Annotated in this window: 19 protein-coding genes; 6 read left to right on the plus strand and 13 right to left on the minus strand. The window is 45.9% G+C overall.

The window, feature by feature from the left end:
* The first annotated feature begins 25 nt into the window (after positions 1 to 25).
* Positions 26 to 1675, plus strand: coding sequence for a RagB/SusD family nutrient uptake outer membrane protein (locus tag B5Z18_RS31055; RefSeq protein WP_079473454.1), 1650 nt, complete (start codon positions 26 to 28; stop codon positions 1673 to 1675).
* 203 nt (positions 1676 to 1878) lie between these two features.
* Here B5Z18_RS31055 and B5Z18_RS31060 read toward each other — a convergent pair whose 3' ends face one another.
* Entirely contained in the window at positions 1879 to 2277 is a 399-nt protein-coding gene (locus tag B5Z18_RS31060) for a hypothetical protein (protein WP_079473455.1), read from the minus strand.
* Positions 2278 to 2464: 187 nt separating this feature from the next.
* Here B5Z18_RS31060 and B5Z18_RS31065 point away from each other — a divergent pair, with 187 nt between their 5' ends.
* A complete protein-coding gene (locus tag B5Z18_RS31065; RefSeq protein WP_079473456.1) occupies positions 2465 to 2938 on the plus strand; it encodes a hypothetical protein in 474 nt (157 codons plus the stop codon).
* Positions 2939 to 2954: 16 nt separating this feature from the next.
* Here B5Z18_RS31065 and B5Z18_RS31070 read toward each other — a convergent pair whose 3' ends face one another.
* The 5 genes from B5Z18_RS31070 to B5Z18_RS31090 form a co-directional block, all read right to left on the minus strand.
* On the minus strand, positions 2955 to 5093 hold the full coding sequence (locus tag B5Z18_RS31070; protein WP_079473457.1) for a GH92 family glycosyl hydrolase: 2139 nt from the start codon (positions 5091 to 5093) through the stop codon (positions 2955 to 2957).
* A gap of 16 nt (positions 5094 to 5109) precedes the next feature.
* Positions 5110 to 6627, minus strand: coding sequence for a glycoside hydrolase family 43 protein (locus B5Z18_RS31075; protein WP_200817399.1), 1518 nt, complete (start codon positions 6625 to 6627; stop codon positions 5110 to 5112).
* Positions 6628 to 6787: 160 nt separating this feature from the next.
* On the minus strand, positions 6788 to 7699 hold the full coding sequence (locus tag B5Z18_RS31080) for an AEC family transporter (RefSeq protein WP_079473459.1): 912 nt from the start codon (positions 7697 to 7699) through the stop codon (positions 6788 to 6790).
* Between the two features lie 78 nt (positions 7700 to 7777).
* Complete coding sequence (locus B5Z18_RS31085; protein ID WP_159454498.1) at positions 7778 to 8626, minus strand: helix-turn-helix domain-containing protein; 849 nt, start codon at positions 8624 to 8626, stop codon at positions 7778 to 7780.
* Positions 8627 to 8664: 38 nt separating this feature from the next.
* Positions 8665 to 9330: a TIGR02117 family protein gene (locus tag B5Z18_RS31090; protein WP_200817407.1), complete on the minus strand. Its 666-nt coding sequence runs from the start codon at positions 9328 to 9330 to the stop codon at positions 8665 to 8667.
* Positions 9331 to 9430: 100 nt separating this feature from the next.
* Between B5Z18_RS31090 and B5Z18_RS31095 the strand changes: the two genes are divergently transcribed.
* A complete protein-coding gene (locus tag B5Z18_RS31095; protein ID WP_143313758.1) occupies positions 9431 to 10174 on the plus strand; it encodes a tetratricopeptide repeat protein in 744 nt (247 codons plus the stop codon).
* Positions 10175 to 10263: 89 nt separating this feature from the next.
* Here B5Z18_RS31095 and B5Z18_RS31100 read toward each other — a convergent pair whose 3' ends face one another.
* From B5Z18_RS31100 to B5Z18_RS31120, 5 genes are all read right to left on the minus strand, one after another.
* Positions 10264 to 11178, minus strand: a complete 915-nt coding sequence (locus B5Z18_RS31100) for a bestrophin family protein (protein WP_079473463.1) — start codon at positions 11176 to 11178, stop codon at positions 10264 to 10266.
* Between the two features lie 11 nt (positions 11179 to 11189).
* Entirely contained in the window at positions 11190 to 11675 is a 486-nt protein-coding gene (locus tag B5Z18_RS31105; RefSeq protein ID WP_079473464.1) for a hypothetical protein, read from the minus strand.
* A gap of 110 nt (positions 11676 to 11785) precedes the next feature.
* Complete coding sequence (locus B5Z18_RS31110) at positions 11786 to 13144, minus strand: HAMP domain-containing sensor histidine kinase (RefSeq protein WP_079473465.1); 1359 nt, start codon at positions 13142 to 13144, stop codon at positions 11786 to 11788.
* Positions 13128 to 13844 carry a response regulator transcription factor gene (locus B5Z18_RS31115; RefSeq protein WP_079473466.1) on the minus strand — a complete coding sequence of 239 codons (717 nt, stop codon included), beginning with the start codon at positions 13842 to 13844 and terminating at the stop codon, positions 13128 to 13130. Before B5Z18_RS31115 ends, B5Z18_RS31110 begins: the two co-directional genes overlap by 17 nt.
* A 17-nt stretch (positions 13845 to 13861) precedes the next feature.
* The gene (locus B5Z18_RS31120; RefSeq protein WP_079473467.1) at positions 13862 to 14437 is read right to left on the minus strand and encodes a histidine phosphatase family protein; all 576 of its coding nucleotides are present in this window, start codon (positions 14435 to 14437) and stop codon (positions 13862 to 13864) included.
* 245 nt (positions 14438 to 14682) lie between these two features.
* On the opposite strand from B5Z18_RS31120, the gene B5Z18_RS31125 reads away from it, so the two are divergent.
* Positions 14683 to 15816 (plus strand): terpene synthase family protein, encoded by a 1134-nt coding sequence (locus B5Z18_RS31125; RefSeq protein WP_143313759.1) that lies wholly within the window; start codon positions 14683 to 14685, stop codon positions 15814 to 15816.
* Positions 15817 to 15829: 13 nt separating this feature from the next.
* Here the strand turns inward: B5Z18_RS31125 and B5Z18_RS31130 are convergent, their stop codons facing one another.
* A complete protein-coding gene (locus tag B5Z18_RS31130; protein ID WP_159454499.1) occupies positions 15830 to 17566 on the minus strand; it encodes a hybrid sensor histidine kinase/response regulator in 1737 nt (578 codons plus the stop codon).
* A 273-nt stretch (positions 17567 to 17839) separates the two neighbouring features.
* On the opposite strand from B5Z18_RS31130, the gene B5Z18_RS32655 reads away from it, so the two are divergent.
* Both B5Z18_RS32655 and B5Z18_RS31135 read left to right on the plus strand, forming a co-directional pair.
* Positions 17840 to 18007 (plus strand): hypothetical protein, encoded by a 168-nt coding sequence (locus tag B5Z18_RS32655; RefSeq protein ID WP_159454500.1) that lies wholly within the window; start codon positions 17840 to 17842, stop codon positions 18005 to 18007.
* 65 nt (positions 18008 to 18072) lie between these two features.
* Positions 18073 to 19146 (plus strand): class I fructose-bisphosphate aldolase, encoded by a 1074-nt coding sequence (locus B5Z18_RS31135; RefSeq protein ID WP_200817401.1) that lies wholly within the window; start codon positions 18073 to 18075, stop codon positions 19144 to 19146.
* 28 nt (positions 19147 to 19174) lie between these two features.
* Here B5Z18_RS31135 and B5Z18_RS31140 read toward each other — a convergent pair whose 3' ends face one another.
* Entirely contained in the window at positions 19175 to 20422 is a 1248-nt protein-coding gene (locus tag B5Z18_RS31140) for a glutamate-5-semialdehyde dehydrogenase (protein WP_079473471.1), read from the minus strand.
* Positions 20423 to 20431: the final 9 nt, after the last annotated feature.

Genomic DNA, 20431 nt, shown 5'->3' on the forward strand with positions numbered 1-20431 from the left:
CATCTGACTATTTAAAAATAAAAATATGCGCTATAAAAAAATCATCGGTATTTTCCTGCTTGCCACAATGGTGCTTACAGCCTGCAGTAAGCTGGATGTAGATGTTGAGTCGAAATATACGCCTTCCAACTTTCCCTCCAACAACGCTTCTTATGCAGCTGCCATTGGAGCCGTGTATTCACAGCTGGCGAATACTAAATCAGGGGATGCCACCTACTGGATGAATGGCACCGGCTTTAGTTACGGAGTGGACTACTGGATGTTACAGGAGTTCTCTACCGACGAGGCCATTATTCCGGCCCGCGATGGTAACTACGATGATGGCGGAAAATACCGTTTTATGCACCTGCATACATGGGGCAGCAGTCATCCATACGTGATTAGTTCCTGGCAGTGGGGTTTTGGCGGCATTAATATCGCCAACAACGCCATCAACCTGGTAAACGGGTTACCTGCGGGGGATTATAAATCCGCTTCTCTTGCGGAACTGAAGACCATGCGTTCGCTTTTCTACTTTTTTATGATGGACCTGTATGGTAATATTCCCGTACTGGATAGTTTCCCGATAAACACGCTCCCGGCCACGAAACCGCGTAAGGAAGTATTTGCCTTTATCGAGAACACATTGAAGTCAGCATTGCCCAATCTTACCACCAAAGTGGATGGCAGCACCTATGGACGTGCCACCAAATGGCTGGCTTTTGCATTGCTGGAAAAAATGTATCTCAATGCAGAATACTATACCGGCACACCGCGTTATACTGAGGCGGTAGCAATGGCAGACAGCATCCTCCTGAATGCGCCTTATTCATTGGATGCCGATTTTGCATCGATCTTTAAACCGGATAATGGCCCGCAGATCAAAGAAACCATTTTTGCCATTCCTTATGACGCCAATCTTATCCCCGGTTGCCACTTTACACGTTTCTGTCTGCACCCTTTCCTGAAGGAACGTTTCGACCTGCCGGCAGCATTTGGTCCCAGCGTGGCGCTGAGTACTATTCCCGACTTCTATGCTTATTTTAACCAGCCGAACGATGTCCGTAACAATACCTGGTTATCCGGTAAACAGTATAACAAAGATGGTACTCCCAACATTGTTCATACCACTACCAAAACGTTGGACGCTTCATCTACCGGTGCTGATACCCCTATCGACTGGTGGGTGGAAATTTCACCAGCTTTAACGCTGAAAGCCGGTGGAGAAGCCAAGCTGGATGTAGGTAACGATTTGAAGGGACAATTAAAAGGTGTGCGTTCCATCAAGTATTACCCTGATAAAAACGTGAATACAGCCACCCGTTTCCAGAACACAGATATTCCCGTGTTACGCCTGGCTGATGTGATCATGATGAAAGCAGAAGCGATTCTCCGCGGCGCCACGCCTACAGTGGTGAAAGGAGAGCTGCAAACCGCCGATGTATTGGTGAATAAGATCCGCAGCCGTGCAGGTACCACTCCATTGGTGGGTACTACGCTGCCTATGATCCTGGAAGAGCGCGCCCGCGAATTTGCCTGGGAAGCCTGGAGAAGAAATGACCTGATCCGCTTTGGTAAATTTGAAGGCAAATGGGGTTTCAAACCGGTTGATAACGATGTTTTCCGCCGTGTGTTTCCTATTCCTGCAATAGAGCTGGCACTGAATCCGAACCTGGTACCCAACCCGGGGTATTAAAATTCTTTTAAAAAAAAATAAATAACGTAGAGGCTGTATCATAAATAAATGATGCAGCCTCTTCTTTTTGTTACTGCATTTTGCCTTATATTAAAAATCAGTTTTACAACTACTGGTAAAATAAAAATGAGCTAAAAATATCAAATCAGATATCTTTTAACTCATTTTGATAATTAGATAATCTTTCGTCAGCTTCAACCTGCTCAAGGATCTGTGCGGTCACGCTCCAATGCTTCCTTCAATTTTCTATACAGGGTCAAATCAGGCTCCGGCTGATTTTCCATCCAGCCATAGGTAAGCCCCTCGAACCTTCCACGATAAAAATCATCGTTTTCCGGATACATTCTTATGCCATCATAATATCTCCTGAGGAAATACTCGTAATTCGCACGGTCCTTTCTGCCGGCAAATTTTGCACCTTCCTCGTAACCGTAATTAAATTCCCGCTCATACACAGACAGTACTGGCCCAGGGGGATTAGGTCGCGGTGGAGGAAGCGTTTGGGCATGAATTGATAATGAACCCAATAACCCAATTAAAAGTACAGCCATTGTTTTAGTCACTGTATTCCATTTTAAACGTCGTTTTATTTTATTTTCCATAAAATAGTATTTAGGAAATGAAATTAGCTATCCTTACTATTAAACAATAGTACAGAAGCGACAAGTTTATACATTCATTATAATCACAGGTTTGTGTTTTTTTAAAGAAACACGTACGCTATCCTGTTTTCATGTGTAATTATATAGGAACACTATATGTTTTAAACATGAAAACGGGTTGGACATCATGATACGTGTAATATTTACAGTTGTTTTATTCTTGTTGCCTTTTGTTGTAATGGCGCAGGAACGTACATCTGATACCATTCCTAAAACCAAAAAGTTGAAGGAGGTAACTGTAAGAGCACGTTGGAAAGACAGGCACCTTGCGTTAAACAAACAGTATGTTATTAAAGATGAATTTAAACCTATTGAACATTATACCTTCGATTTACGGGATCCGATAAATCCCGGAAGGGAATATTTTGTTTTAGACTTTTTGAATAAAGAACTGCCACGGGGATGGGCCACCAATAGTATTCTTTCCTGTTCTTCCGGTATACAATATTATATAGACGAAGTGGAGGTTAGCTATGGAATAGTAGCCAGCCGCCCGTTGTCAGATTTTTCCTATGCTAAAATTTTCCAGGATTTACATCCCCCGTGTCCGGCGGTGGTGTTGTATACCAGGAAGGGAAAGGATTTAATAAAGCGAAGATAATCGCTATGTGAGTCACTTACTTCGTAAGTATCTCTATCTTCCCACCCTGTTTAAATAAATCGTGTGATACAAAATATCCTTTGTTCTCCCTGCCATTTACTTTAATGGCGGTTAAGTTCCTGCCTTTACCCGGTTTGGAAATAGTGAGCAGTTTACCGTTGCTGGTTCTCCATTTTATTTCATCAAACAACGGAACGGTAACAAGGTATTCCGGATCGGTAGCGGAAAAAGTGTAAAGCCCCAACGCACTGAATACATACCAGGACGACATTTCGCCCGCATCATCCATTCCGCAAAGCGCCAGTCCTTCGTCGCCGATGCCGTATAAAGTATTCAAAATAGTGTCGATGATCTTTTGTGATTTTTCCGGTTTTCCGATAAAGTAGTAAGCAAAAGGCGCTTCATGATCCGGTTGGTTGCCGTGGCAATACTGGCCTATCATCGTTTCTACATTTCTCGCAATATAGCTGGGATTCCAGGGAATGGTGAACAGCGAATCCAGTTTGGATTCAAACCCTTTGGCACCGCCATATAGCGCTATCAGGCCGGGCATATCGTGCGGTGCAAAAAAAGATACCTGCCATGCATTGGCCTCCCTGTACATGTATTCGTAATAAGGATATTGCGGATTAAAATCCTTAATCCATTCTCCGTTTTCCAGTTTCCCTCTCATAAACCGGGTAGACGGATCAAACATATTTTTGTAGTTCTTGGACCTTGTCATCAGCATGTTGTAATTAGCCGTGTCGCCAAGTTTTTTTGCAATCTGCGCCACTGAGTAGTCGTCGTAGGAATACTCCAGTGTTTTAGACACGCCCGCCTTCCCTTTCGTTTCTACGTGAGGGTTAGTTACAGCAGGATCGCTGATAAATCCTTTCTCCATATACTCTTTGATAAACGGCCGCGCTCCGCCTTCTACGGTGGCGTTTTTCAACAGTATCTGATACGTGCCTTTGATATCGAAATCGTCAATGCCTCGCAGGTAAGCTCCTGCAATTGATGAGGACCCGTGATCGCCATGAAAAAAGGTAGGTATAAAACCGGTTTTATCTCCCACATCTTTCATAGATTTAATTACATCCAGCGTTACCTGCGGGGAAATAAGCCCCAGCAGCACATCTTTATTCCGGTAGGTATCCCACAAAGAAGGCTCGGTATAATAATTGAAATCAGCTTTTGTCACCTGGTGTTTTGCATCTGTGAATTGTCCGTTTACATCGCTGCGCAAGGCTGGCCACAGGAAGGAGCGGTACAGGCAGGAATAAAACATTTCCTTTTGTTTGGCAGTGCCGCCTTTTACCTGGATAGCAGACAAGAGCGTTTCCCATTTTTGGGTGGCTTCTTTCCGGATGTCATTATAGGATTTATGACCAATTTCTTTCTCCAGGTTTTCTTTGGCGTTCTCTGTACTGACAAACGATATTCCTATTTTCAGTTCAACCGGCGTGGTGCTGCCGTTGACTAAATGCACCATCGCAAAGCCGTTGCTTTTACCTTCTTCTTTCTTTTCCAGTTTTTCAATATTGGTATTGAGGATGGCATAGAAGTAGATTTTTCCGCCTGCCTGCTGATATCCCTGCAACGCGGAAGCACCCACCTGTTCGATGTTCCAGCCGTTTACTTTATTATTGGCCTTTGCCAGGTCGAAGAGGATTTGCCGGTTGGTGTTATTCTTATATTCATACCGGTGGTAGCCGCACCTTAAAGTGGAAGTAAGACTAACATTCACCTCATAGTCGTCCAGGTATACCTGGTAGAACCCGGGAGCTGCACTTTCTTTTTTATGGGAGAAGTGAGAGCCGAATTTTTCCCCAGGATTTGAAACCGGTAACACGGGGATATTACAGAGGTTCCAGTGTCCCTTATTGGTATGGGTAAAGCCGTAAATTACGGAGTCTTCATACTCATAGCCAGCGCCGGAACCGTATTCCGTCATAGGGCTTAACTGCACCATTGCATTTGGGAGGGAGCTGCCGGGGAAGGTAAGCCCGGCCCATGATCTCCAGCCGCGTGGCAGCTCATAGCCCAGGATTTTAGGATCCGTCATCGGTGCAGTACCGATGAAAGTATTTACATATTTTGTATAGGTTTGACTGCTACCCGCAACGGAAGTAAACAGCAGAATCAATAACGCGCCTAAAGTTTGCTTTCTCATTCCTGTGTGATTTATTTTATTGCGGTATTTCACCGGTGTACCTGATATCAAAGAAGCCGAATGCGGCGTTTTCATCCGGGTTGCCCTGGAAGTTCAATCCCGGCCGCGGACTACGGTCCCACGGTGGCAGGAACCCTACAGGATATGCTTTCTTATCCGGTGTAAGCTCTTCCCAGGTTGCCTGTTGTTTCCAATACACCTTACAGGTAAAATCAGGCAGCATCACCATTTTCAGGTGTACAGGCTTACCGGTATCAGGTACTTTCTGTTCGCTGAGTACATTTCTCTTTCCATCCTTTATTACCCAGAATTCCACTTTATCCTGGCGTACAGCAATGCCAACGGCGGCGGATACATCTCCATAAATAATTAATCCTTTGCCGGCCTTGTTATTATTCAATACGGCAGTACTGATTTCATAAGCCGCTGCATAAGGTCTGAGGGTGAGCGCTATGCCAGCCGGATGATTGCTGTTGTATAACCCCGACAGCTGCAACTTTCCCCCCGTTTGACTGAACACCGGCTTCATATTTCTAAAATCCCACTGCCAGAATATTTTCTTTGTTGGTTGCGCAAAGTTATAATGAAGATGAGTGTTCTCTTTGCTGTTTGACGCCACAGGGACGGGCCTGAGCGCAGGCCACTGGTCGGGCTTCCACGACAAAGACGAAATTAATGCTTCCCTGCCGGTAAACACATTGCTGGCTTTGTTATAGGCATGGTAAATATAAAAGTCGTTGCCCGCAGTATCCTGTACAAAGGTGCCATGTCCGGGGCATTTCCAGTTCCCGTTGTCAGTCAGCGCGGGATTATTGGTATCTTCTTCGTAAGGCCCGGTGATGGCGGTTGCGCGGGCTACGTTAACCAGGTAGCTGCATGACACGCCACAGCAATTACCTGCGGAATAAAAGAGGTAATAGTAGTTGCCTTTTTTTATGATGCTTTGTCCTTCCATACCTGAACGGGCATTATCTTTTAACAGGGTGAAAGGCTTGCCTGTCAGTGAAAGTCCATCACCGGAGAGTTTACTCCCGAGGATCTCAATAGGCCGGTCATCCAGGCCGTAGGCTTTCCAGGTGATGTATAATTGCCCGTTGTCGTTAAATACAAATGCGTCGATGGCTTCCTTGCCATGTTCTATGATAATGCCATGATCTTTGAAGCCATGATCCGGAAATGCCGAGGTGGCCACGCCTATGCAGGAAACGCCATCGCTCTTTCTTTTCGCTGTATAATAAACGTAATAGGTATTGTGATGAAAGAAATATTCCGGCGCCCAGAACGAAGAAGAAGTCCAGGAAGGCGCTTTATCAAATAAGAAACCTGTCTGTTCCCATTGTTGCAGGTTATTTGAACGGAAGATCGGAAAGTGTGGTCCCCATTCGCTGGACGTGCCGATGGCATAGAAGCTGCTGCCCTTCCGGATAATGGAAGGATCCGCAAAGTCGCCGGGGATATTTGCCTGCTGGGCTATTGAAGCATGAGTACCTGTCAGAAGTGCGCAGATAGCCAGTACCGGGAGTTTAAATCTCATCTTTATAATCATTTATGGAATAGCCGGGTAAGGTGGATTAGAAACCGGTGGGAACAAAAATAGAAGGTTATGTGGATGTTTTTTCACTAAAACATCTCATTCCTTCATTGTAAAGTCTCATTATGGGGTTGAATCTTATCTTGTTAAAATAGCGGAATAGTTAAAAGACATGTTTAAGTATTTCAAACCAGGCGGCAGTGGTCAGAAAGCTCACCAGGATGCTGATACCAATAATTAAATTTATGACCCTGGTATTCAGCCTGAATTGTTCCGCTATTACGCCGGAGGTTACTAAGGTGGGCATGGCAGCCTCAAAAATACTGATCCTGGCTATATCGCTGCGTTCTTTAAGCAACAGTGCCGCCACCACTACCAACGCGGGCGCCAGCAGAAGTTTGTATAACAGCACCACCGATACCTGGGAGATCTCTTTTCTCCAGCCGCTGAATTTTAACTGGAGGCCGATAGAAAATAATGCCAGCGGCGCTACGGTGGCTACCAGTTTATCGAAGAATGGTTCCGCTACAGAAAGATCGGTTACCCTGCTGAGCAAAAGCGCCAGCACGCAACCCAGGAAAGGAGGAAAGGTGAGGAGTTTTTTCAGAAGGAATCCTGCACTGGCAGGGGAGTTGCCGGAGGCGCCACCCTTCAGCGCCGTAATAATACCGATGGTAGATAAGATCAGGAACGTCATCTGATCACAGATGATAGCGATACTTATAAACTGCTCGCCAAAGTAAGCGATGATCAGCGGGAAGCCAATGAAAGACGTGTTACTGTATCCGCCTGCCAGCTCCAGGGTAGCGTGGGTGCGTTTTGAATATTGTTTGTACCGGCAGTAGATATTCATAAAGCACCAGCTTCCGGCCACCACTATCACGGCGCTTAACACCGGCAGGATCATGGCGGGCGACCAGGTTACTTTTGGGAGATATTTGAAAGATACTGCGGGCAATGCGATGTATAATATCCAGGTGTTGATGCCTTTGTGCGCATCCGGATGAATGATGCGTGCGGACTTCATTACCATACCAGTCATTATACAGAATGCTATCATTATAAAATTGATCATAATAACAGCAAAGCTAGCTACCAGGAAGAAGGGTTAATTGTACTTTCTGGTAGTACAATTGCACTTTTGTGCAGCAGGTTAAACGCCTTTTGTTCTGAAGGCAGCCGGGGTGAGGCGGGTATTCTTTTTAAAAAAACGGTTAAAATAGGAAGGATCGGCAAAGCCAAGACTATAGCTGATCTCTTTAATAGTAAGCGGAGAAGAGGCCAGCAGGATCTTGCTTTCCGTGAGAAGTCTTTCCTGTAGCAGATCGTGCACGGTATAGCCTAATTTTGATTTGACTAACCGGTTAAGATTCCTGGGCTGCAGGTTCAGTGCATTGGCGTAAAAGGAAACCGGCTTACCCTTTTTAAAATGTTGCTCAATCAACAGGGTGAGGTTGCGTACCAGGTGTTTGGAGCTGTTTTTATTTTTCAGTTCCAGTGTGTTTTTCAGTTCGTGCAGTTTATTACCAGCCAACAGCAACAGGGATACAAAGTGGATGAGCATATTAAAATCTTTCGGCGATTTCAACAGCTCTTTTTGAATCATCGTGGTAATATGCTCATAAAGTACTGCAGTATCCTCGTCCAGGTCTACAAAGGGTTCGTGGCCGCCCTGCTGCATCATGCCGTTTAGCTCTTCCTGCGGATGAAAGCGGGTGAACAGTTTATAGATAGGTTCATCAAAGATCACCATCCAGCCGTCACGCTCAAAATCGTTCATTTTATGCACCTGCCCGGGATGAAAGAAAAACACCCTGTTGGTCAGCATCTGATGTTCGTATCCGTCGATCATTTGCGTACCGTGGCCTTTAGTGATCCACATGATCATGTAATGATCGTGCCGGTGCGCTACCGTAGATAGCTCATGTACATATTGGTTCATGCTGATGAGTTGAACCGGATTGGTTTCCAGCAATAACTGCCGCGGAATAAAATCTTTCATAGCCCGGTTCAAATTTACAATATGTGTCCGCATTTTTATCAGCGGTAATGATAAAAGATGCCCGTATCGAAGATAGTCCACCGGCAGGCTTTTTGGCCGCAGCTTTTTAGCCCGTTATTGGCCCAGGTGTTACAGGTATAGAAGAGATGATAGCTGCCTTTGGCTTCATAAAAGGCATCGTTCCGGTCGTAGTTGGCATTGGTGGCAATGTACACGGGCATTTCGCCGGGGAGCGTGCGGAAGCTGTTGTTGATATAATGAACCAGCCGGGCATATTGTTGCTTGTTGACCATAATCCTGCGGCAGCTTTCATCTTCGCTGAGATGGCGGTAGTAAGTGGCATGGATGGCAGCGGTGCTAAGACTGAATGCTGCCTTAAAAGCGGTGCTGGCTTTAAGATCTGCCCAGGTAGGGGTTTCCAGGTAAAAGCCTTTGTCGCCCCAGCCAAAGGCCAGCCATTGTGCGGTGGTGTCTTTGCCAGTGGTATTGCTGAAGGGGATGCGGGTGCTCCAGTCTATTTGTTCCGTGCGTACAGGCAGTACCAGGTCGGTGTGTACGCCGTTGGTGAGGATATAAATGGGGATGTCCGCATCCGGCACTATTTCCCTGCTGGTGCTCATGCGTGAAAGCGTGTAGGCCGATAACAGGTAAACGCTGATCAGCAGCACCAGGGTTAACAGGGAGTAGCCGGTAATTTTTAACATCTTCTTCAAGAATATCCATTTGGTTCAAAGCTACAAATTAGCATATTTTATTATTTTTGCCGGGAATCAGTTTTTCTTAACCCTGGTTGTTGAAATTGCTATGTTCCCATTTTGGAGTGACTATTATTACCTGGTTATCATTCTGCAGATTATATGTGTGGTGCATGTCCTGAAATCGGGGAGAAGCAGGGAGTGGTTATTTTTTATCCTGTTTATCCCGGTGATAGGCGTAGTCGTTTATTTTATCCGCGAAATATTGCCGGATATTACCAATGGCAGCTTTGGTGAAAACCTGTTGCGTACGTTGTGGCCCAACGGGCGTATCCAGGAGTGGGAGAAGAAGGTACGTATATCCGATACAGTTACCAACAAAATGCAGCTGGCAGATGCTTATGCACAGCAAAAGCAATACGACAAAGCCATTGCGCTGACCCTGGAGTGCGCCAATACTTTTACCAAAGATCCGGGTATTATCCTGCAACTGGCCCGGCTCCAATTCCTGAACGGGCAGTATGCGGCGAGTATTGTGAGCTTTGATAAAGTAAATACTTTCAAGGGAGTGCGGATGAGTAAGGCAGAAGATGAGCTGATGTACGCGCGCGCATTGGAACAAACAATGGAAACCGGCAGGGCGGAAGAAGAGTACCAGAAAATTATCCGGGTGCATCACTCACTGGAGGCAATGTATTATTATGGATTGCTGCTGAAGAAGCAGGGCCGGACAGACGAAGCGCGGGCACAGTTCGAAAAAACGGGGCAGGAAATTGATCTGCATCCCCGCTATGTGAGGCGAACGATCCGCAAGTGGGTATGGTTATCAAAAAAAGAATTGGCTACTTTATAAAGAAGAGGCTCCGGTGGATACCGGAGCCTTTGTCTTAACGCTATAAATTACGGCCCTTTTGGAGAGGGCGCCTTAAACACAAATCAGCTTTAAAGTACGTAGTAAGCGGGTGTTTCCACCTGCTCTTCCGGTGCAGCTTCCTGTTCGTGCAACATTTGCCGGAGATCATTTTCAATTTTCCTGGCAATAGTTGTTACCGGTGTATCTGTAGGTTTATTTTCAAACGGGTCCTGCAGGTTGATCGCCATTTTTTCGATCAGCAGGAAAGATGAGGCAATGGCTACCACGAGGGGTATTTCCATAAAGCCCAGCACATCTATCAAGGCAAACGGCAATAACAGTATAAAGAAGATAACGGTGAAGTGTGTATAAAGACTATAAGTAGCCGGGAACACGGTATTTTTAATACGTTCACATTTACCCATTGCGTCGCAGAGCCTGGTCAGCGTCTGGTCCAGGGCAATTTGCTGGTATTGGTTTATCCAACCCTGGTCCATCGCATGTTTCAGATCTCTTCCATGTAAAAGCAACAAGGCAGCCGGCACATTATCATATCTCATCACATAGTTTAATTCCCGTCTTGATAATAATCTGTCTACACCTTTGAGCGGATCTGTCTTACGTAACGATTGTCCCAAACTATAGCACCATGCTGCCTGTCGCTTTACAAAACGCTCCTGGAAAAGGGTAAGGTCTTCCGATTGATACGTAGTATCCATCAGGCTTAGTACCTGTCTTGTCAGCGAGCGTGAATCATTTACAATTGCGCCCCATATTGTCCTGGCTTCCCACCATCGGTCGTAGGCCTGGTTGGAGCGGAATGCGAGTAGTAACGATAACACCGTTCCCAGCACCATTGGCACAGCTATAGGAATAACCAGGTTGGTGAAATCATATTGGTAATAAAGGATATTAATAGCCAGTGAGTAGATGGTCACCAGCAGGATTTCTATCTTTATTTTACCAAAAACATAATTTAAGGGGATATTATTTTTCAGTAACATAACCTAGCTTTTTATTCTGTTGCCAGCAAAAGTGCTGAGATGGTAGACCTGTCTACCACATACTTCCGTTTCTGGAGTTGGATCTTCATCTTTGGATAATTGCATTTGCTGATCAGTTTTTCCGGATCATAGCTTCTTTTGGAAGGCGCATTAAATTCATGATCGGTCGGTTGAATGATCAGGTCAATGTTTTGTGCCAGCAGGAAATTGCGTAATGCTGCGCGGGTGTTGCCATGAAAGAATTCTATCTTCAGCTGGTTAATGGCAGATGAATATTTGTTACGGATTATTTCACAACCATCCTGGAAGTCGGACGAAATAAGTTCCACGTGCCTGCTGTTGCGGGTGTAGGTCATCAGGTCAAACAAAGAGTCCGGCATTTCCAGTGCGTGCATTAATATAATATTTACCTGCTCGCCTGGATGCTGCGCTACGATGTTGTGTACATAACTGAGTGAGCGGATAGAGAAATCTGTGGGTATGAGTATATTTTTCATATCTGGTAGCTTTTATAACAACAAAATTATTGCTGTGAAATAAGTAACCAGTAAGAGCCGCGTTAAAAGATAGTAAGAATGTGGTAAGAATCCGGTAAGAAAAGCAGCCGCTACAGTGGAAGTTCCACCCTGATCTCGGTTCCGTGGTTTACACGGCTGTTTACAATGATGTCTCCTTTATGCATACGAATAATATTCATAGCCAGTGGCAGCCCGATACCATACCCTTTGAAACGGCCGGTATTGGAGGCGCGGAAGAAGGGGGAGAAGATATAGGGCAGATCTTCCGGGGGGATGCCGATGCCCTGGTCTTTTACGATAATAATATTTTTCTTTTCTGTAGCGGCCAGTGCAATAGACACGGGTTCGTTGTTGGAATATTTCACCGCATTCATTACAATGTTGCTGAGCGCCAGTTCCAGCAGTTGTTCGTTGCCGGGGATCACTAATTTTTCTTCTTCTTCCGGGAACAGGCTGTAATCTATTTCCACCTGGTTACCCGGGTGCAGTTTATCGATAGTGTTTTTTACGGTGAACAGCAGTTCATCGCTGCGGATTTGTCCCCATTCCTGTTTCTTGCCGTCAAAGCCGGTTTGGGCCAGGTGCAGCAGGCTTTTGGTGATGTGTTCCAGTCGCCCTGCTTCATGAAGGATATTCTTCAGGGAGTAGATATATTTATCCTGGGTACGTTCTTTATTAAGTGCCAGTTCTGCTTCGCCGATGATGGCGGTGAGAGGGGTACTCAGCTCATGGGAGGCGTTGCTGACAAAATTATTTTGTGTTTCAAACGCGGTTTCCAGCCGGTCCAGCATATTGTTAAAGGTACCTGCCAGGTCGTTGATTTCATCGCCGCTGTCGTCTACATTCAGCCGCAGGTGCAGGTTGCGGGAGCTGATGCTTTTTACCTGCACCATCATGTGCCGGATAGGTTTTAGAATATATTTGGAGAAGAAAATGCCGGCGCCAACCAGGATGACGCTGGAGGCCACGGAGCAGATGATCAGGATTTTGCGCAGCCATCCCAGGTATTCCACACTGTATTGGTTAATGGCCGATACAATCACGATATACAGTCCCTGTTTGCTTTTATACAACACGCCTTCGTAGAAGCGGTCGCCTTCGCGGTAGGTAGCCTTGCTTTCGCGGTACACCTGTTCGTAGAAGGAGTTGGGAAGGGTGAGTTGTTCATCTTTATGAACGGTGCCATCGGCGGCCACTTTCAGGAAGTATTCCTTTTCGGCCGGCAGTTTTTCCAGGTGTTCCTCCCGGATCTCGTTATAGATCACGGAGTCGGATTCATAATAGGGAAGGGTGGCTTTTGCAGTAAGATAGGCGCGTATTTCCAGCCGTTTATAGAAGTCTTCAAAGGAGTGTTGATTGGCGAAATAATACACCAGTCCACTCATCACGAGGATTGTAGAAATCGTTAACCCGGCAAATAGCAGTAATATCTTAGTGCGTATCTTCATCGGCCTTATTTTCCCTGATCATATAACCCAGTCCCACTACAGTATGTATCAGTTCTGTGGGGTTATATTTATTAATTTTTTTCCGGAGATAGTTAATATAAACATCTACCACTTTGGTATTCATATTAAATTCGATGCCCCATACCTGTTCCAGTATTTCCAGGCGGGAGAGCACTTTTCTCGGATTTTTAAGTAAATATTCCAGCAGCCGGTATTCTGTGGCGGTGAGCTGGATATTTTTTCCGTTTCTGCTGGCGGATTTGGTATCGGTATCCAGTTCCAGGTCCGCCATGCTGAGTATAGCGGCGGAGGTAACGGGAACGGGTGTATCTACCGGGGTTTTTCTCCGCATCAGGCTACGGATGCGGGCTTCCAGCTCCTGTAGCTTAAATGGTTTCACCAGGTAATCATCGGCGCCGCTGTCGAGGCCCATTACTATATTTTCTGTTGTACCCAGTGCGGTGAGCATGAGTATGGGCACATCCAGCCGGGCTTTGCGGATGGAGCGGCATACTTCTATGCCGTTCATACCGGGCAGCATTACATCCAGTATGATCAGCCGGAATGATGGGTTATTGAGTGCCATTTGCAGTCCGCTGGTACCATCGGGGGCCACGCTTACTTCGTAGCCGGCTTCCGAGAGGCCGCGGGTAATAACAGATACTACAGCAGGTTCATCTTCTATCAGTAATAGTTTCATGAACAACAAATATAATTCTATTCGAGGTGGCTCACGCAATTAAACAGTTCGCATTTCCAGTTTTCGTCGGAGAACTGGAGCCTCGTGATGGAAGTATTTTTCATGGCGGGAGTAGGATGCATTTGTGGCAGGAGGGCGTCCAGCATTTGCCGGATAAAGCTGCCATGACTTACCAGCAGTATCTTTTTGCCACTATTTTCGGAGAGGAGGTCCTGCATAAAGGAGAGTCCTCTTGTTACCACGGCATTGTTGCTTTCCATACCGAGGTCCATCAGTTTCCAGTTGGCGCCCCACCGGAGGATGCGTTCTTCCTCGGTGGTACCTTCAATGAGGCCGCCGCCGGCTTCCCCGATACGTTGGTCTTCAATTACACTTTCTATATTAAGCTCCTGTGCAATGATGGCCGCTGTTTGCCGGGCCCGGAGCAGGTGACTGGAATAAATGAGGTCCCAGGTTTCGCCGGTGAGCCGTTGTCCCAGTTTCAGGGCCTGCGTAATGCCTTCTTCATCCAGCGGGATGTCTGAATGGCCTTGCAGTTTGCCTGCTTTATTCCAGGAAGTGGTACCGTGACGAATAATAGCGATCTGGGTCATATTGGGTCTTTTAGTCATTCCGGGGAACAAATATATATAAAACACCCCGGGGTTAATAGTTAAAATTCCCGGCGCAGGCAGAATTCAGCGGCGTTTTGTATATTAAAAGTATAATATATTTGTTCGGAGTGTCGCCCATACTTACTTTCATCCGCGGCTGTTTTGTTCCTGTGAAAATCAGCATGCCCTATAACCGGATCCAATTAATACAGTTTTCTTCATTTCTTATTCAAAAATTAACATTTATGAAACACAATGTTCAGATGCTGGCTCATGCCAGAATGCAAAAAATGCAAAAAGAATACGCTGCCATGATGAGGGAGGGGGTGGAACCCTTTTCTTTATTTCAACTATTTAATCATGAAGAATTCAGGCTGGATGAATTTTGCCAGTCATTCAGACCTCATCCTTATTCCCGCCAGCTGAAACGGGTGGCCCAGGAGTTTTGCGAGCGTTATGGTATCTGGCTTGAAAATGCGGAGCATTACGTCACCTGTGCCATATACCTGTTCCCTACCGCCAATTTGTATCGTATGAATAATATTCTTAAAAACTGCACTGTAGACTTTTTTCTGAATGACACAATGGGACGGGAAGTTTTTACGCACCTGAGTGCCGGTGAACAGGAACGCTGCAATGTGGTCAGGCAGCGTATCGGAAGAATGGATTATCCTTTCGAAAGCATACCGGAGGCTCATGGCGTGGAAACTGCCAATGCAGAGATGCTGCTGGATATTTATAATACTTCGCCAGCCCATTGGTTCCGGGAATTTAAAAAGATGTATAACTATCACATTGATGTAACACACCTGGATTGCAACACCAATTCCCTCGGACATATTCCTACGGTGGAAGAGTATATTGACATGCGGGGGCATATTTCCGGCATGCATCATACCATACAGCTCATTGAGTATAGTGACGGGCAGTTTCTTGACTGGAAATGGATGGAAACAGCAGGTATCAAAACTGATATGCAGCGCCTTCAATATGTTACCGCTGCTATTGGCTGTTTGATGAATGATCTTTTTTCTTTTGAGAAGGAGGTGATCGACAACAGTTCAGATTCAAACCTGCTGATGATCCTTGCGTTAAATGATCCGGGCCTTTCACTGGAGGAAATTATCAGGAAGGCTGCTGCCATTGTACAGCAGTTTTTACTGGAATTTGCATTGCTGGTGACCAGGGTAAGAAACAGGAGTTACCAGCAATTACCTGCTGGTTCAGAAATGGTGGATAAGCTGGATGCACATATTGGCGGCCTGGAAAGATGCGTACAAGCCAGTTGGGTATGGCAGGTTTATACCAAACGTTATAAACGGTCAAATTCTATCTGGAAAGAAACGCAATTAGTACCAGCTATTGCTGCCGCAGTTTAAGCATATTCATTTCTTATTGTAATTCGCCACTGAGTGGATGCAGTTGCTGACTAAGTACTTTTATCAGGAATTTATAGTCAATTGGTTTTTCAATAAAGGCACTGGCGCCGGCTTTCATCATTAGCTCGCGCGACTCTAAAAAGGCATCCCCGGTGGCGATAATAACAGGGATATGTTTCAATAACGGATCTTTTTTCAGACTAACCAGGGCATCTTTCCCATCCATAATGTCCATATGGTAATCCATGATGATGATATCGGGTGTGCGTTTCCTGCTTTCCTCCAGAACTTCAGCCCCGTTTGTAGTCAGGCAAATAGAGCAGCCGGTTTGGGTAAGGAACCTGGATATCAGCAGGGCGCTCATTTCGTTGTCTTCAGCAACCACTACATGAATGTCGCTCAGGTCAGTAATTTCATCTTCCTCATTGTTTTCCGTTTTGAGATCATCATATCTGCCCGGTACCAGGGGAAGCACTACTTTGAAACTGTTTATCCCGGTAGGGCTGCTTTCTGCAGTAATAGTGCCGTTCATGGAATTGACTTTATTCTGAACAATATAAAGTCCCAGCCCTGCACCTTCTGTGTACTTTCTTTTATCTGTAATGAACGGATCAAATATTGTTTTCAACTTATCTTCTGTAATGTGATTACCCATATTAACAATATGCAGCGACCAGGTATTTTTGGCAGCGGCAATGTAACAGTTGATGGTAGTTCCTTTGTGGGAGTATTTAATGGCATTCCCCAACAAATTTGTTATAACCTGGTTGAGTTTTAAGGTATCAGCAATAATCACAGGAGGTATTTCACCTATGCTTAGTTTAATCTTAATATTCCTGGTTTTTGCTATTATCCTGTTTATGTCCACTAATTTTTCAATGAAGGGTTTTATTTCAAAAGCTTCGCTGTTCAGCACTTCCGAATTTCCTGATTCTATCTGTGCCATATCCAGCACGTCATTTACGATATTGCGGGTATGGTTGCTTGCCAATAAAAGTTGATCTACCAATGGTTCTATCCCCCTGAGTTGTTCATTTAATTTTATCTCCCGCTTTAACAACTGTCCTACGCCAAAGATTGCATTCAGCGGCGTTCTCAGCTCATGTGATACCTGGTATACAAATATCTTTTTAAAGTGATTACTTCTCTTTAACTGTTTATTGAAATCATTACTGTGAACATATGGTTTGCTTACCACGATGATAAGTGTTAAAACACCCGCCATCGCTGAGATGCGAAAAATAAATGCCACATCTTGCTGAAGATGTATCACTTCCACAAAATGATAATGGTAATAGGTTTCAAGCAGCAAAAGAATGCCTACAGCCACCACCAGCGATATTCTTCTCGATATTCTGTCTGGAAATATCAGGTATATAATAGAGATCAGGAAGATGATCATTGCCTGCAGCTCAATAAGGTTACTGAGTAGTATGCCAAAATAAATAGACGCAAAACACTGCACCAAAAAAGTACTGGCAGCCGCCACTCTGTAGTATCCCCTGTGATTCATATAAATGGCCGAAACCGTAAGGAGGAATTCTATGGAAGCAGGTATGAGTATAGATAATTCTCTTGTGAATACCATAAATATGGCGCCCACAACGAGGATTAAGGAAGCCAGCACCAGGCTGAGTGTGTTCACAAGTATAATCCTGGATACCAATTCATCGTCTGTTTGCCCCTGCGTACCTGCTCTTGTAATTGATTTTACAGTTTGTTTGATCTGGTTAATGATTTTAATAGTCATGTTAAGCATCGTAGGGTTTAAGTAAGTTAAGCTCGGGATAGCCTTAAATAAAGGGCTATGACAGTTTGTGTTGCAGGCAAAAAAATCTTTTCATAGAAACCTAATGATCTTCTGAGGGTTATTATCCTATTGATAATTCTTCCGGCATCCTTTTTAAGGGGTATGAACGCTGGCAACCAAAGTTATAGTATTTATTCCTAAAGTTAAATTCATTTCATTTTTTTCATGTCCTACCCAAATAACGATTTATAAGTAATCAGTACATTTGTTATTATGGAAATGAGTATCAATCCCAACGAAGAAAAACCAGTCAAAAAGGAAGACGAAGTAAAGCCGGAACCTATTATTCATGACGGCTCCGGAGGCGCATTTGAAGGTACGGAAATGGTAACGGAAGAGCGGGAAGACCAGCCCCGCCCGAAAGGCCCAACCCCTTACTGAATAACTGCCGCATACCGGTGCGGTATTAAATCCTTAAATTAGGTGTATCAAAAAAAGTCATGCTTATGTTATCCTTGGAAAAAATCAGCGAATTATTAGGCAAAGAAAGCGATACCCTGTTGCAGCATCAAAGCAAAACTATCAGTAAAGACCTGCTGCACCTGCCCGGACCGGATACCGTCAATAAAATTTACCAACCTTCCAGCCGTAACCCTCAGGTGTTGCGCAGTTTGGGGCAATTGTTTCAGCATGGCCGTCTCGGAGGCACCGGCTATATGTCCATTCTTCCTGTAGACCAGGGCGTGGAACACAGCGCCGGCGCATCTTTTGCCAAATACCCGGCTTATTTTGATCCGGAAAATATTGTGAAGCTGGCGATAGAAGGCGGCTGTAATGCAGTGGCTTCCACCTTTGGCGTGTTATCGTCGGTGTCGCGTAACTATGCGCACCGCATTCCTTTTATTGTCAAGCTCAATCATAATGAACTGCTCACTTATCCCAACCGGGCGGACCAGGTAATGTACGGCACCGTGGAAGAAGCCTGGAACCTCGGCGCAGTAGCGGTTGGCGCCACCATCTATTTCGGCTCTGAGCAATCCGACCGCCAGATTGTGGAAGTATCGCGGGCCTTTGCAAGGGCGCATGAACTGGGCATGGCTACTATTCTCTGGTGTTACCTGCGGAATGATGCTTTTAAGAAAGATGTGGATTATCACCTCTCAGCCGATCTTACCGGGCAAGCCAATCACCTCGGTGTAACTATCCAGGCGGATATCATCAAGCAGAAATTGCCGGTGGTAAACGGTGGCTATAAAGCATTGAATACCGGAACGTCTTCGTATGGTAAACTGGATGAGCGTATTTATACAGAACTTACCTCAGATAACCCCATTGACCTGTGCCGCTACCAGGTAGCTAATTGCTATATGGGGCGCATGGGACTGATCAATTCCGGCGGCGCCTCCGAAGGAGAGGCCGATCTGGCAGAGGCAGTACGCACCGCGGTGATTAATAAAAGGGCCGGCGGCGTAGGACTGATCTCCGGGCGTAAAGCCTTTCAACGCCCGATGGTGGAAGGAGCAGCATTGCTGAATGCCATCCAGGATGTATACCTGAATGAACAGATCACGATCGCGTAGCGAAGGGAGTGGAGGGGAGTCCCTCCACTCATCTTATCTGGCCGTTGCCACGGACAAACCATTTTTCAGTTACCAGCTTTTCCAGTGCAAAAGGTCCCCGCGCGTGCAGTTTCTGCGTGGAGATGCCTATTTCTGCACCTAAACCAAATACGCCGCCGTCGGTGAATCGCGTAGAGGCGTTCACGTATACCGCTGCGGCGTCTACTTCATTGAGGAAACGCTCACTGATGGCGGTATCGCTGGAAATAATCGCTTCTGAGTGACGGGAAGAATATTTTTGAATATGCGACAGCGCTGCGTTGGTGTCGGGCACAACTTTTACGGAACATTTGAGCGAAAGGAATTCCCGGCCAAAATCTTCCGGCTGCGCAGCGAAGAGATGCGGATAATTATTTTTCTGCAGGATATCGAATGCTAACGGGTCCGCATATACGTCTACTGCATAATGCTGCAGCTGCGGCGCGAGTAACGCGAGGAAATCTGCTGCCACGGCTTCGTCCACCAGCACGGTGTCGAGCGAATTGCATACCGACGGGCGGGAAACTTTCGCATTGGTAACAATGGCCGCAGCCTGTTGCAGGTCGGCAGTTTTTTCCACGTAGGTATGGCATACTCCCGCGCCGGTTTCAATGACCGGTACCCTGGAGTTGGTGCGCACAAATTCGATCAGTTGTTCAGAGCCACGTGGTATAATGATATCGATATACTTTACGGCAGTCAGCATTTCCATTACAAAGCTGCGGTCAACCGGCAGCAGCTGCACGGCATGTTCATCTACCCCGAACTGCGTTAATACGGCCTGGATCAGCGCTACGAGGATGGTGTTGGTATAGAAGGCATCCGTGCCGCCACGCAGCACGCATACGTTGCCGGAGCGGATACAGAGCGCGGCTACGTCCACGGTTACATTGGGCCTCGATTCATAGATCACGCCTACCACGCCGAGGGGCACGGTTTTCTTTTGTACCAGCAGGCCGTTACCGAGGGTTCTTTCCAGCACCAGTACATTGGCGGGATCAGGCAGGCCGGCAATATCTTCCAGGCTGGAGGCGAGATCGCGGATGCGCGCATCTGTCAGCAGCAGCCGGTCTTTTTTCGGGTCTTCGTCCGGCATGCGGTCGAGGTCCTTCTTATTTTCTGTGATAATATCTTCCGACCGGATCAGGATCACCGATGCCAGTTTGCGCAGCAATGCCTGTTTCTGTGCATCGGCGAGGGTACGTATGGAAACGCCTGCCTGTTGCGCTTTTTCCAGTAATGGTTGTATCGTTTGCATGATTGTTTT

The organism is Chitinophaga ginsengisegetis (assembly GCF_900168065.1).
In the GTDB taxonomy this organism is placed as follows: Bacteria; Bacteroidota; Bacteroidia; order Chitinophagales; family Chitinophagaceae; genus Chitinophaga; species Chitinophaga ginsengisegetis.

Bases quoted from the DNA above. Each gene is read 5' to 3' on its own strand.
- B5Z18_RS31080 (WP_079473459.1), bottom strand. From the start codon at position 7,699: ATGATCAATTTTATAATGATAGCATTCTGTATAATGACTGGTATGGTA.
- B5Z18_RS31140 (WP_079473471.1), bottom strand. From the start codon at position 20,422: ATGCAAACGATACAACCATTACTGGAAAAAGCGCAACAGGCAGGCGTT.
- B5Z18_RS31055 (WP_079473454.1), top strand. From the start codon at position 26: ATGCGCTATAAAAAAATCATCGGTATTTTCCTGCTTGCCACAATGGTG.
- B5Z18_RS31125 (WP_143313759.1), top strand. From the start codon at position 14,683: ATGAAACACAATGTTCAGATGCTGGCTCATGCCAGAATGCAAAAAATG.
- B5Z18_RS31100 (WP_079473463.1), bottom strand. From the start codon at position 11,178: ATGTTACTGAAAAATAATATCCCCTTAAATTATGTTTTTGGTAAAATA.
- B5Z18_RS31130 (WP_159454499.1), bottom strand. From the start codon at position 17,566: ATGACTATTAAAATCATTAACCAGATCAAACAAACTGTAAAATCAATT.
- B5Z18_RS31105 (WP_079473464.1), bottom strand. From the start codon at position 11,675: ATGAAAAATATACTCATACCCACAGATTTCTCTATCCGCTCACTCAGT.
- B5Z18_RS31085 (WP_159454498.1), bottom strand. From the start codon at position 8,626: ATGAAAGATTTTATTCCGCGGCAGTTATTGCTGGAAACCAATCCGGTT.
- B5Z18_RS31110 (WP_079473465.1), bottom strand. From the start codon at position 13,144: ATGAAGATACGCACTAAGATATTACTGCTATTTGCCGGGTTAACGATT.
- B5Z18_RS31070 (WP_079473457.1), bottom strand. From the start codon at position 5,093: ATGAGAAAGCAAACTTTAGGCGCGTTATTGATTCTGCTGTTTACTTCC.
- B5Z18_RS32655 (WP_159454500.1), top strand. From the start codon at position 17,840: ATGGAAATGAGTATCAATCCCAACGAAGAAAAACCAGTCAAAAAGGAA.
- B5Z18_RS31135 (WP_200817401.1), top strand. From the start codon at position 18,073: ATGTTATCCTTGGAAAAAATCAGCGAATTATTAGGCAAAGAAAGCGAT.
- B5Z18_RS31060 (WP_079473455.1), bottom strand. From the start codon at position 2,277: ATGGAAAATAAAATAAAACGACGTTTAAAATGGAATACAGTGACTAAA.
- B5Z18_RS31065 (WP_079473456.1), top strand. From the start codon at position 2,465: ATGATACGTGTAATATTTACAGTTGTTTTATTCTTGTTGCCTTTTGTT.
- B5Z18_RS31090 (WP_200817407.1), bottom strand. From the start codon at position 9,330: ATGTTAAAAATTACCGGCTACTCCCTGTTAACCCTGGTGCTGCTGATC.
- B5Z18_RS31115 (WP_079473466.1), bottom strand. From the start codon at position 13,844: ATGAAACTATTACTGATAGAAGATGAACCTGCTGTAGTATCTGTTATT.
- B5Z18_RS31120 (WP_079473467.1), bottom strand. From the start codon at position 14,437: ATGACCCAGATCGCTATTATTCGTCACGGTACCACTTCCTGGAATAAA.
- B5Z18_RS31075 (WP_200817399.1), bottom strand. From the start codon at position 6,627: ATGAGATTTAAACTCCCGGTACTGGCTATCTGCGCACTTCTGACAGGT.
- B5Z18_RS31095 (WP_143313758.1), top strand. From the start codon at position 9,431: ATGTTCCCATTTTGGAGTGACTATTATTACCTGGTTATCATTCTGCAG.